The organism is Pseudonocardia xinjiangensis (assembly GCF_012911925.1).
Lineage (GTDB): Bacteria > Actinomycetota > Actinomycetes > Mycobacteriales > Pseudonocardiaceae > Pseudonocardia > Pseudonocardia xinjiangensis.
This window is the reverse complement of sequence record NZ_JAAXKY010000204.1, coordinates 1-10860: the sequence shown is the minus strand read 5'-3', so window position 1 is coordinate 10860 and position 10860 is coordinate 1. Positions and strand designations below refer to the sequence as shown.

Sequence of the window (10860 nt, the reverse complement as noted above, 5' to 3'; positions counted from 1 at the left end):
CGTGCTGACCTCGGCCCCCGTGTCGCTGTCGGGATCCGGCGCCGCCCAGGCCCGCCTTGACCGTGATCGTCGTGAGGCTGTGCCCGAGCACGTCGTGCAGGTCCCGCGCCATCCGCTCCCGCTCCGCCGAGACGGCCAGCCGGGCCAGCTCCTCACGTGCCTCGCGCAGCTCGGAGTTCGCCCGGATCAACCGGAACTGACCCAGCATCGCGATGCTGATCGCCAACATGCCGAGGATGTCCGGGCCGGTCACCCCCTCGCCGGCCAGCCACAGCCAACCGATCCCGGCCGCGCCGCCGAACGCGAGTGCGACCGCTCCGGCGGTCCACGGGGACGGGACCAGCGCGATGACCGTGACGATCACGTAGCTGACGGTGTAGACCGCTCCGTCCTGCGGTCCGAACCCGACCACCATGACCGCCCAGAGCGCGGCCATCACGAGCACGAGTGCTGCCGAGAAGGCCGGCTGCCTGCGGCGCATCGCCACGAACAGTCCGTGCACGTAGCAGGCGATGTAGGCGACGACCGTCGTCACCAGCAGCACCCGGACGACGGGCGGGCGGTCGGACGTGGCGCCGATGTACAGCCACGGCGTCAGCAGGAGCGACCACCCGCCTGCCATCACGTACCACCGCTTGGCGCTCATCCGGGTGGGGTCGCGGACCAGCTCGTCCGCGTCCCCGGTGGTCGAGGACATGCCGATCACCGTAGCCCGGTCACCGGGCCCGGACTCAGACCCGGAGCGCGTCACGCCGGTACCGGACCGCGACCGCGGCCCCCGCGACCAGGAGCCACCCCAGCACGACGGCCACGCCCTCGATCGGCAGGGCAGCGCCGGACGCCTGTCCCTGCGCGATGGCCGTGAGCCAGTAGCTGGGCAGCAGGTGGGCCACGGTGAGCATTCCCGACGGAAGCACCTGCGCCGGGATCAGCACCCCGCCCAGCAGGCTGAACACCAGCATCGTCACCGTCGACATGCCCTGCGCCGAGTCCGGCGTGGCGACCAGGCCGAGCAGCAGCCCGATCGCGGCGAACGGCAGCACCCCGATCCACGCGGCGAGGAACACCCGGACCCAGGTGAGCGCATCGAGGTGCACTCCCTCCACCACCCTCGCCACGGCGAAGACCAGCAGGAGCGCGGGCAGCGCCACCAGCATCGCGACAGCCGCCTTGGTGGCGACGTACCCCCATGCGGGCAGCGGGGTCAGCCGCAGCTGGCGGTTCCAACCGATGCTGCGCTCCACCGCCACCCGTCCACCCGTGCTGATCGACGCGGAGATCGCGCCGAACGCAGCCATGTTGATCATCAGGACGGCGGTGGCGGCCGCCGCGTCCGGCCCGGTGGCGAAGATCCCGGTGAAGACGATCAGGTAGACGACCGGAAAGCCCACCGTGAAGATCAGGAACCGCGGTGAGCGCAGTAGCCGGCGCACCTCGGCGAGCAACAGAGCACCCATGGTCAGTTCTCCTCCGATGTGGTCAGCGCGACGAACGCGTCCTCGAGGCCGTGCGCGGAGACCTCGATGTCACAGGCCTGCGGGTACGCGCTGATGAGTGCGCGGAGCGCGGCGTCGGAGTCGGAGCACTCCAGGCGGACCCGCGGTCCGTCGACGTGCGCCTGCGTCACGCCGGGCAGCGCGGCCAGCGCAGCCGGAACGGCTCCGGGCGCGGTCGCGGAGACGACCCGGCCGGAGGCGAGCGCGCGGACGTGCGCAACGCTGCCGTCGGCCACCACCCTGCCCTTCCGCAGCAGCACGACCCGGTCGGCGTACTCCTCGGCCTCCGCCAGGTAGTGCGTGGCGAACAGCACCGTGCGGCCGGCACGCGTGTAGCTGCGCATGGCCGTCCAGAACTCGCGCCTGGCCTGCACGTCCATCGCGACGGTCGGCTCGTCCAGCACGAGCAGGTCCGGATCGCAGACGAGCGCGGCGGCGAACCGCACACGCTGCTTCTGCCCGCCCGAGAGCCGCCCGTAGCGCCGGCCCGCCACGTCGGAGACGCCCGCCCGGAGCAGCGCCTCCGCAACGGACAGCGGCTTCGGGAAGAGCGCACCCGTCAACCGCACGACCTCCGCCACCGTGACGTCGTCCGGGATGCCGCCGGACTGCAGCATCGCCCCGACCAGCCCGTCGACCACCGCCTGCCGCGGCGTCCGCCCGAACAGCCGGACGTCGCCGGAGTCGGCGCGCGAGAGCCCGAGCAGGATGTCGATCGTCGTCGACTTGCCGGCGCCGTTGGGCCCGAGCAGCGCCACCACCTCGCCGGGGTCGATCGCGAGGTCGACGCCGTCGACCGCGCGCACCCCGCCGTAGCTGCGATGCAGGCCCCGGATCGATACGGCCGCACCGACGGTGACAGCCGTCGGGGGCTGAACAGGAGTGGATCTCGTCATGCGGATGAGACTGCCGCCGCGCCCGTGCCGGGACCGGGATCGCCCGTCACGGGCTGATCATGACGAATGTCAGGGTGCGCAACGAGCGGCGCGCCCGTCCGGACCTGCCGGACGAGCGCGCCGTTGGTTCAGAGGCCGGTCAGCAGCCCAGCAGGCGGGCGGCCAGGTAGCTCTCGACCTGGTCGAGCGCCACCCGCTCCTGCGTCATCGAGTCACGCTCGCGGATGGTCACGGCCTGGTCGGTCAGGGTGTCGAAGTCGACCGTGATGCAGAACGGCGTGCCGATCTCGTCCTGGCGGCGGTAGCGGCGCCCGATCGCACCGGCGTCGTCGAACTCGACGTTCCAGTGCTTGCGCAGCGTGGCGGCCAGGTCGCGGGCCTTCGGTGACAGGTCGGCGTTGCGCGACAGCGGCAGCACCGCGGCCTTGACCGGCGCGAGCCGCCGGTCCAGCCGCAGCACCACCCGCTTGTCGACCCCACCCTTGGCGTTGGGTGCCTCGTCTTCGGTGTAGGCCTCGATGAGGAACGCCATCATCGAGCGGCCGACGCCCGCCGCCGGCTCGATCACGTACGGCCGGTACCGCGTGCCCGACGCCTGGTCGTAGAACGACAGGTCGACACCGGAGTGGTTGGAGTGCGTGGTGAGGTCGAAGTCGGTGCGGTTGGCGATGCCCTCGAGCTCGCCCCACTCCTGGCCGGTGAAGCCGAACCGGTACTCGATGTCGACGGTGCGCTTCGAGTAGTGGGACAGCTTCTCCTTGGGGTGCTCGTAGTGCCGCAGGTTGTCCCGCGCGATCCCCAGGTCGGCGTACCAGTTGGTGCGCTCGTCGATCCAGTACTGGTGCAGCTCCTCGTCGGTGCCCGGCTCGACGAAGTACTCCATCTCCATCTGCTCGAACTCGCGCGTGCGGAAGATGAAGTTGCCCGGCGTGATCTCGTTGCGGAAGCTCTTGCCCATCTGGCCGATGCCGAACGGCGGCTTCTTGCGCGACGTGGTCTGCACGTTGAGGAAGTTGACGAAGATGCCCTGCGCCGTCTCCGGGCGCAGGTAGTGCAGGCCCTCCTCGGACTCCACCGGGCCGAGGTAGGTCTTGAGCATCATGTTGAAGTCGCGGGGCTCGGTGTACTGGCCGCGCGTGCCGCAGTTGGGGCAGGGCACGTCGGACAGGTCGTCCTCGGCGACGTCCTTGCCGGTGCGCTCGTTGTACTCCTCGACGAGCTGGTCGGCCCGGAAGCGGCGGTGGCAGCTCAGGCACTCCACCAGCGGGTCGGTGAAGACGCCGACGTGGCCGGAGGCCACCCACACCTGGCGCGGCAGGATCACCGAGCTGTCGAGGCCCACGACGTCCTCGCGGCCGGTGACCATGTACCGCCACCACTGCCGCTTGATGTTCTCCTTCAGCTCCACGCCGAGGGGCCCGTAGTCCCAGGCCGAACGGGTACCGCCGTAGATCTCACCGGAGGCGAAGACGAAGCCGCGGCGCTTCGCGAGCGCGACGATGGTGTCGATCTTGGCGGAGCTCGGCTTGCTGGCCACGAGGCTGTACTCCTGGGCGGGGGAAAGGGCGAACGAGCCTCCAGGGTAGCGAGGCAGCGCGAGCGGCTTTCCCACACGGTCTGCGCAGGGGGCGCGTGCTCCTCGCAGAGCCCGTGGGCCCTGTGCGGACCGTATCCGGCGCGCGGAGCGGACTTTCCCCTGTAAGCGCGTCCCGGCTGGTTGTCCACAGGCCGGCGAGTGGGGGTTCTGGAGCGGCCGCCAACGCCCCACGCTGGGGATCATGCAGAGGGAGAGCCCGGCGCTCGTGGTTCGGCCCGGCCTGCTGGCCGCCGGGTTCACCGACGAGGAGCTGAAGCGGTGGCGGGCGCAGGGTCGGCTGGTCACCGTGCGACCGGGCGTCTACGTACGGGCCACCGATACCGGGCCGGACCATCCGGCGGCGCGGCACGGGCTGGCGATACGCGCGGCGGTGCAGCAACTCGCTCCCGGCGCAGTGATGAGCCACGTGTCCGCGGCGGTGCTCCACGGCCTGCCGCTGTGGGCGGCACCGCTGGACCGGGTCCACGTCACCCGCAACCGCCGCTCCGGTGGCCGCCGCAGCCGGTACCTGCACCTCCATGCAGCTGCGCTCGAGCCCGACGAGGTCGTCCTGGTGGCCGGCATCGCCGTCACCTCGGTGGCGAGGACGATCGCCGACCTCGCCCGGTTCCTGCCGTTCGAGCCCGCGGTGGTGCCGGCCGATGCCGCCCTGCATCGCGGGCTCGTCACGCGGGCGGCTCTGGCCGATGCCGTGGAGCGGTCGTCCAACCGCCGCGGCAACACCGCGGCGCGGCGGGTCGTCGCGTTCGCCGACGGGCGGAGCGAGAGCCCTGGCGAGTCGCGCAGCCGGGTGGCGCTTCAGCGGGCCGGCCTGCCGGCGCCCGTTCTGCAGTACGTGATCCGGTCCGCCGACGGCACGGCGATCGCGCGGGTCGACTTCGGGTGGCCGAAGCTCAGGACGGTCGGCGAGTTCGACGGGCTGGTGAAGTACGGCAGGCTGCTGCAACCCGGCCAGGTTCCGGCCGAGGTCGTCGTGGAGGAGAAGCGGCGCGAGGACGCCATCCGTGACGAGGACCTTCGCGTGCGACGGTGGGGCTGGGACGACCTGGACCACTTCGAGCCCGTGGCCGGGCGCCTGCGGCTCGCGTTCGACGCGAGCTGAGCGCTCCGCGCGCCCGCTGTGTTCCTCGCAGGGCCCACCGGGTCTGTGAGGAACACACCCAGCGCGCGGCTCAGGCCAGGAGGCTGGTGTGGGCCTGTGTGGTGCCTTCTTTGGCGTCGAGCAGCGTCTCGTACGTCGACGCCGTGTCCGTCTCCGCCTCCGAGAGGAGGGGCACCACGTGTTCGCGCACCTCGAAGGGGCTCAGTGCTCGGCGGTAGGCGTGCACCGACGCGAACCGGACGACCAGCACCCACTGGTCGGGCTCGTCCACCGATCGGCCCAGCTCCCCGCCGAGGCAGCCGTCGGCTGCGGTGAGGAGCTCCAGCGCCCGGGCGGCCCGCGTGAGGAACGCGGGAGCGGCGGTGGGAGCGACCACGAACCGGCAGACGAGCAGCACGAACGGAGCATGCCACCGGACGCCTACGATGGACCCAGCGGCCACCGGAGTGCTGGACCACCGGGGGGCGTGGCCGCCGCTTCCGGAGATGGGGACCAATGTCGATCGTCGCTGGTGCCGGGCCGGCCGGCGCGTCCACCGATGAGGCCACGTACGGCCAGGTCGGTGACCGGTCGGCTGCGCACCCCACAGCCCACCGCACCACAGCACCCGCGCCCGTGCACACCCCGCGCACCCTCACGGCGGCAGGCGACCTGCTGCGGGCGCTCGCCGCGCCGGTCCGCATCGCCATCGTGCTCCAGCTGCTGGAGTCCGACAGGTGCGTGCACGATCTCGTCGACGCGCTGGGGGTCACCCAACCGCTCATCAGTCAGCATCTGCGGGTGCTCAAGTCGGCTGGTGTGGTGCAGGGTGATCGGCAGGGCCGCGAGGTGGTCTACTCGCTCGTGGACGACCACCTCGCGCACATCGTCGTCGACGCGGTGGCCCACGTCGAGGAGGGGGAACGATGAGCGAGCGTGCGAGCGAATCAGTGTCACAGCGTCCGCGCGAAGCGTCGGCCGAGCGCAGCGAGGACGCACGATGAGCGTTGCGGGGCAGGCGCCGACGACGCGGGCGCTACGGGCCACGAGGCAGCGGGCTGCGGTGTCGGCGCTGCTCGACCGGCTCGACGACTTCCGCTCGGCCCAGGAGATCCACGAGGAGCTGCGCCGCCTCGGTGAGGGGATCGGACTCACCACCGTCTACCGCACGCTGCAGACGCTCGCCGACGGCGGCGAGGTGGACGTGCTGCGCACCGGCACCGGCGAGGCCGTGTACCGCCGGTGCGAGACCGCCGACCATCACCACCACCTGGTGTGCCGGCGCTGCGGCTACACGGTGGAGATCGAGGGCCCCGACGTGGAGAGCTGGGCGCAGCGCGTGGCCGACAGCCACGGGTTCGTCGAGCTCAGCCACACGGCGGAGATCTTCGGTCTGTGCAAGGACTGCGGCACCCGCTGAGCGTCCCGTCTCAGAACGACACATCCGGCGCGTCCCGCGGCCGCTAGCGTCCGCGGCGACGCAAGGAGGCGCTCATGGCGGACGACGCGGCAGGCGGCAACGGGACAGCGACGGCCACCGCACCCAGCACGGTGCGCAGGCTCGACGGCGCGGAGTCCGCGGAGCTGGCCGGTCTCGCCGCGGTGTTCGAGGACCTCCAGTACGTGCTGCGCTGCTGCGAGCACCTGGTCTCGGCGCTGGCCGCGCCGCGGCCGGACCCGGCACTGGTGGAGGCGCTGTGGACGGGCGCGCTGGTCGGCTACGTCCGGTGCTTCTCCGGCCGGGCGGGACTCCTCAGCGAGGACGACCTGGGCCGGCTCGAGCTCGACGGCGACGTCGGCGAGTTCCACGGCATGATCAAGAAGCTGCGGGACCACTACGCGTCACGGCACGTGAACCCGCGGGAGTCGTTCACGATCGGCGCGGCGCAGGCCAACGACGGCAGGCCCACCGGCGTCGCGGTGGTCTCGGCGCAGCGCCCGCTCGTCGACGACACGACGGTGCGCCTGCTCGGCCGCGTGGCCTACGCACTGAGCGGGCTGGTGGACGCGCGGATGCAGGAGGCCCAGAGCCGGGTGCTCGCCGCGGCCGGGAAGCTCTCGCCGGCGCAGCTCAGCGCGCTGCCGCTGGTGCACCTGTCCACCTGACGGGCCACTCGAGGGGTGTGGCCAGTCGGGTGTGGCTAGTCCGCGGTCAGCTCGGTGCGCATGCTGGACGCGCTGCTGACGACCAGCATCAGGAGCGTGCCCATGGCCTTCTCGTCGAGCCCGCTCGCCGGGAAGGCATAGCGCAGGGTCACGTCCCAGCCGTTCTGGCCGCGGATCACCCGGGGGGTGCCGAACAGGCCCTCACCGGCGCCGAGCGCCACGCGCGTGGGGATGTCGGACTCCGCCGGGAGGTCCCACGCCACCACGCAGGTGAGGTTGAGAACCGGCAGGCCTTCCTCCAGCTCGAGGCCCTGCAGCGCGCACACGACGCCGCCGTGGGCGAACGTGAGAGCGCCGTCGTCGTCGACGGTGACGTCGTGGAAGCGCTCGAGCGCCGCGCGGGCGATGTCGAGCATCTCGGGGATCCCGGCGCTGCTCATGACGCGGTACCCGGCTTGTCGAGCGCCCCGCCGAAGCGGCGGTCGCGGCGGGCGTAGATCTCGATCGCCTCCCACAGGTGACGCCGGTCGAAGTCGGGGAACAGCGTGTCGAGGAAGACCATCTCGGCATAGGCCGACTGCCAGAGCAGGAAGTTCGACGTGCGCTGCTCGCCCGACGACCGCACGAACAGGTCGACGTCAGGCATGTCCGGCTCGTCGAGGTACCGCGCGATCGTCCGCTCGTCGATCTTGTCGGGCTTGATCCGGCCCTCGGCGACGAGCCGGGCGATCTGCCGCACGGAGTCGGCGATCTCGGCGCGTCCGCCGTAGTTGACGCACATGGTGAGGGTGAGGACGTCGTTGTCCTTCGTCTTCTCCTCGGCGATCTCCAGCTCCTTGACCACCGAACGCCACAGCCGGGGCCGGCGGCCCGCCCACCGGACGCGCACACCCATCTCGTGCATCTCGTCGACGCGGCGGTGGATGACGTCGCGGTTGAAGCCCATGAGGAAGCGGACCTCGTCGGGGCTGCGCTTCCAGTTCTCCGTGGAGAAGGCGTAGGCCGAGAGCCAGCGGACACCGATGTCGATCGCTCCGCGGGCGACGTCCATCAGGGACGCCTCGCCGCGCCGGTGACCCTCGATGCGGGGTAGTCCGCGAGCGTTGGCCCAGCGACCGTTGCCGTCCATGACGAGGGCGACGTGGTTCGGCACGAACTCGGAGGGGATCGCCGGGGGCCGCGCACCCGAGGGATGCGGCGGCGGAGGCTGGAATCGGGCCACGGCGGGCCAGCCTACGGCGGGGGGTGTGGCGCACCGCAGGGTGCGCCCGGCGATTGCCCCAGTAACCGGCGGATCGGACTTTCCTACCATTCACCCATGACCAGCTCCCCTGAGTCCGGCGGCATCGTCGGTTGGGTCGTCGCTCTGATGGACGCCCTCGGCGCCCCCGGCGTCGGACTTGCCATCGCCCTCGAGAACGTCTTCCCCCCGCTCCCGAGCGAGGTCTTCCTCCCACTCGCCGGCTTCGCCGCAGCTCGCGGCGAGATGAGCGTGGTCTCCGCGATCGTGTGGACCACGCTCGGCTCGCTCGTCGGGGCGCTGGTGCTGTACGGCATCGGTGCTGCGCTCGGCCGCGACCGGCTGCGCGCGATCGTCGACCGCATGCCGCTGGTGAACCTGCGTGACGTCGACAAGGCCGAGGAGTGGTTCGCCCGCCACGGCGCGAAGGCCGTGTTCCTCGGCCGGATGGTGCCGCTGGTGCGCAGCCTCATCTCGGTACCGGCGGGCGTGGAGCGGATGCACCCCGCCCTGTTCGCCGCCCTCACCGCGGCGGGGAGCCTGATCTGGAACACCGCGTTCGTGCTCGCCGGCTACACGCTCGGCGAGAACTGGCACATCGTCGAGAGCTACGCGGGGATCGCCTCGAAGGTGGTGCTCGTGGCGATCGTGCTGGCGGTGGTCGTGTTCGTCGCGAAGCGGGTGGCGCGGCGCCGCCAGCAGGGCGACCCGGACGAGGTCATCGCCCTCACGGATGACAGCCCCACCGAGCAGATCCCGGTGGTCTCCGCGGCGGCGCCCACCGAACGGATCCCGGTGGTCCGCCCCGGCGCCGGCGGCCCGCCGCTGCGGCGCGGGCCGCACCAGTAGCGTCCGGCCGGTGGCGACGATGGTGCGGGTGACCAGGAGGGCCTCCGGGCTCGCCCTCGGCGCGCTCACGGCCGTCGCGCACGTGCTCCTCCTGCTGCCGGCCGCCGGCGCCCTGCTCGTCCCCGCTGCCCGGCCTGCCGTGGCGGCTGCGGGCCGCCGGCTGGTCGGCATCGAGCGCACCCGGGTCACGACGCTGCTGGGCGGGGCCGACCCCACCGCCGCCGAACCCTCCGCCCCGCGGGCCCTGCGCTACCTGGCCGCCCGGGTGCCGGTGGGGCTCCTCGGCGGGGTCGTGCTGGCTCTGCTCGTGCTCGGCGCGGGGTTCGCGGCCACGATCCTGTGGTCCTGGGTCACCGGCACGCCGTGGCTGCTGGACGACGAACCCGCCACCGCGGTCACCGGCGAGATCGTGGCGTACTACGCGCTGTCCGGCGCGGTGCTGCTCTATCTCGGGCTGGCCGGGGCGACCGGCGTCGTCCGGTGGGAGCGCACGCTGCTGGCCCGGTTGCTCGCGCCGTCGCGCGAGGAGCAGCTCGCCCGCCGCGTCACGGAGCTGGCCGGCACCCGCGACGCCGTCGTCGCCGCGGTGGACGACGAGCGCAGACGGATCGAGCGCGACCTGCACGACGGCGTGCAGCAGCGGCTCGTCGCCCTCGGCATGCTGCTGGGACGGGCACGGCGCCACCCCGACCGCGCCGACGAGCTCGTCGCCCAGGCCCACGAGCAGGCCCAGCGGGCCCTCGTCGAGCTGCGGGAGGTCTCGTGGCGCGTCTACCCCGCCGCGCTGGACACCGAGGGCCTCGCCGCCGCGCTGGAGTCCGTGGCCGAGCGGGCGCCGCTGCCGGTGCGGATCACGTGCGCGATCCACCCGGAACCGGCCGCGGCGGTGCGGGCCGCCGCCTGGTTCGTCGTCTCCGAGGCCGTCACCAACGCGGCGAAGCACTCCGGCGCGTCGGGCGTGACGATCGAGGTGCGCACCACGGACGGCGCGCTGGACGTCACGGTCCACGACGACGGCCGCGGCGGCGCCGACCCGGCGGGCGGCGGCCTGGCCGGCCTGGCGCGCCGAGTCGAGGCCGCCGACGGCACGCTGCGCGTGGAGAGCCCACCTGGCGCCGGCACCGTCATCGCGGCGCACCTTCCGGGCGCCGAGTTGCAGCAAAGCCACGTTGCGGCAACGACGTTGCATGAAAGTGGCTTTGCTGCAACGGGGCCGGCGCACCCCGGGAGGGCCGGGTGAGCCTGCGGATCACCATCGCCGAGGACTCGGCGCTGTTGCGCGAGGGGCTCGTCCGGCTGCTCGTCGACGAGGGACACGAGGTGGTCGCGGCCGTCGGGGACGCCCGCGCCCTGCTCGGCGCCGTCGAGCGGGACCAGCCGGACGTCGTCGTCGCCGATGTGCGGATGCCGCCGACCCACAGCGACGAGGGCATCGTCGCTGCACTGGAGATCCGCCGCCGCTGGCCCGGGGTCGGGGTGCTCGTGCTCTCGCAGTACGTCGAGCGCCGGCACGCCGCACAGCTCATCGGCGGGGACGGCGGGCGGGTCGGCTACCTGCTCAAGGACCGGGTGGCGCAGGTCGGGGAGTTCCTCGA

The 10860-nt window shown here is 72.5% G+C and carries 14 protein-coding genes; 7 read left to right on the top strand and 7 right to left on the bottom strand.

What is annotated here, in order from left to right:
• The 4 genes from HF577_RS34515 to HF577_RS34500 form a co-directional block, all read right to left on the bottom strand.
• A partial coding sequence (locus tag HF577_RS34515; RefSeq protein WP_246267838.1) for a histidine kinase occupies nucleotides 1-697 on the bottom strand: 697 nt, incomplete at its 3' end.
• Nucleotides 698-731: 34 nt separating this feature from the next.
• Nucleotides 732-1457 (bottom strand): ABC transporter permease, encoded by a 726-nt coding sequence (locus HF577_RS34510; protein WP_169400204.1) that lies wholly within the window; start codon nucleotides 1455-1457, stop codon nucleotides 732-734.
• Between the two features lie 2 nt (nucleotides 1458-1459).
• Nucleotides 1460-2392 carry an ABC transporter ATP-binding protein gene (locus HF577_RS34505; RefSeq protein WP_169400203.1) on the bottom strand — a complete coding sequence of 311 codons (933 nt, stop codon included), beginning with the start codon at nucleotides 2390-2392 and terminating at the stop codon, nucleotides 1460-1462.
• A gap of 139 nt (nucleotides 2393-2531) precedes the next feature.
• Nucleotides 2532-3929: a glycine--tRNA ligase gene (locus tag HF577_RS34500; RefSeq protein WP_169400202.1), complete on the bottom strand. Its 1398-nt coding sequence runs from the start codon at nucleotides 3927-3929 to the stop codon at nucleotides 2532-2534.
• A 241-nt stretch (nucleotides 3930-4170) separates the two neighbouring features.
• Here HF577_RS34500 and HF577_RS34495 point away from each other — a divergent pair, with 241 nt between their 5' ends.
• On the top strand, nucleotides 4171-5091 hold the full coding sequence (locus tag HF577_RS34495) for a type IV toxin-antitoxin system AbiEi family antitoxin domain-containing protein (protein ID WP_169400201.1): 921 nt from the start codon (nucleotides 4171-4173) through the stop codon (nucleotides 5089-5091).
• A 70-nt stretch (nucleotides 5092-5161) separates the two neighbouring features.
• Here the strand turns inward: HF577_RS34495 and HF577_RS34490 are convergent, their stop codons facing one another.
• Complete coding sequence (locus tag HF577_RS34490; protein WP_169400200.1) at nucleotides 5162-5488, bottom strand: antibiotic biosynthesis monooxygenase family protein; 327 nt, start codon at nucleotides 5486-5488, stop codon at nucleotides 5162-5164.
• 98 nt (nucleotides 5489-5586) lie between these two features.
• On the opposite strand from HF577_RS34490, the gene HF577_RS34485 reads away from it, so the two are divergent.
• The 3 genes from HF577_RS34485 to HF577_RS34475 all read left to right on the top strand — a co-directional run bounded on the left by HF577_RS34485 (nucleotide 5587) and on the right by HF577_RS34475 (nucleotide 7176).
• The gene (locus HF577_RS34485; RefSeq protein WP_246267836.1) at nucleotides 5587-6000 is read left to right on the top strand and encodes an ArsR/SmtB family transcription factor; all 414 of its coding nucleotides are present in this window, start codon (nucleotides 5587-5589) and stop codon (nucleotides 5998-6000) included.
• Between the two features lie 70 nt (nucleotides 6001-6070).
• Nucleotides 6071-6490, top strand: a complete 420-nt coding sequence (locus HF577_RS34480; RefSeq protein ID WP_169400199.1) for a Fur family transcriptional regulator — start codon at nucleotides 6071-6073, stop codon at nucleotides 6488-6490.
• 74 nt (nucleotides 6491-6564) lie between these two features.
• Nucleotides 6565-7176 carry a hypothetical protein gene (locus HF577_RS34475; RefSeq protein WP_169400198.1) on the top strand — a complete coding sequence of 204 codons (612 nt, stop codon included), beginning with the start codon at nucleotides 6565-6567 and terminating at the stop codon, nucleotides 7174-7176.
• A gap of 35 nt (nucleotides 7177-7211) precedes the next feature.
• Here HF577_RS34475 and HF577_RS34470 read toward each other — a convergent pair whose 3' ends face one another.
• Nucleotides 7212-7616, bottom strand: coding sequence for a hypothetical protein (locus HF577_RS34470; RefSeq protein WP_169400197.1), 405 nt, complete (start codon nucleotides 7614-7616; stop codon nucleotides 7212-7214).
• Nucleotides 7613-8398, bottom strand: coding sequence for an isoprenyl transferase (locus HF577_RS34465; RefSeq protein ID WP_169400196.1), 786 nt, complete (start codon nucleotides 8396-8398; stop codon nucleotides 7613-7615). Before HF577_RS34465 ends, HF577_RS34470 begins: the two co-directional genes overlap by 4 nt.
• Nucleotides 8399-8494: 96 nt before the next feature.
• Between HF577_RS34465 and HF577_RS34460 the strand changes: the two genes are divergently transcribed.
• The 3 genes from HF577_RS34460 to HF577_RS34450 form a co-directional block, all read left to right on the top strand.
• Entirely contained in the window at nucleotides 8495-9265 is a 771-nt protein-coding gene (locus HF577_RS34460) for a DedA family protein (protein ID WP_169400195.1), read from the top strand.
• A gap of 19 nt (nucleotides 9266-9284) precedes the next feature.
• Nucleotides 9285-10505, top strand: a complete 1221-nt coding sequence (locus tag HF577_RS34455; protein WP_169400206.1) for a sensor histidine kinase — start codon at nucleotides 9285-9287, stop codon at nucleotides 10503-10505.
• A gap of 2 nt (nucleotides 10506-10507) precedes the next feature.
• Nucleotides 10508-10860 (top strand): response regulator (locus tag HF577_RS34450; RefSeq protein WP_169400205.1); only part of this gene is annotated, 353 nt, incomplete at its 3' end.

Bases quoted from the DNA above. Each gene is read 5' to 3' on its own strand.
- HF577_RS34510 (WP_169400204.1), bottom strand. From the start codon at position 1,457: ATGGGTGCTCTGTTGCTCGCCGAGGTGCGCCGGCTACTGCGCTCACCG.
- HF577_RS34505 (WP_169400203.1), bottom strand. From the start codon at position 2,392: ATGACGAGATCCACTCCTGTTCAGCCCCCGACGGCTGTCACCGTCGGT.
- HF577_RS34495 (WP_169400201.1), top strand. From the start codon at position 4,171: ATGCAGAGGGAGAGCCCGGCGCTCGTGGTTCGGCCCGGCCTGCTGGCC.
- HF577_RS34485 (WP_246267836.1), top strand. From the start codon at position 5,587: ATGTCGATCGTCGCTGGTGCCGGGCCGGCCGGCGCGTCCACCGATGAG.
- HF577_RS34480 (WP_169400199.1), top strand. From the start codon at position 6,071: ATGAGCGTTGCGGGGCAGGCGCCGACGACGCGGGCGCTACGGGCCACG.
- HF577_RS34475 (WP_169400198.1), top strand. From the start codon at position 6,565: ATGGCGGACGACGCGGCAGGCGGCAACGGGACAGCGACGGCCACCGCA.
- HF577_RS34470 (WP_169400197.1), bottom strand. From the start codon at position 7,616: ATGAGCAGCGCCGGGATCCCCGAGATGCTCGACATCGCCCGCGCGGCG.
- HF577_RS34460 (WP_169400195.1), top strand. From the start codon at position 8,495: ATGACCAGCTCCCCTGAGTCCGGCGGCATCGTCGGTTGGGTCGTCGCT.
- HF577_RS34455 (WP_169400206.1), top strand. From the start codon at position 9,285: ATGGTGCGGGTGACCAGGAGGGCCTCCGGGCTCGCCCTCGGCGCGCTC.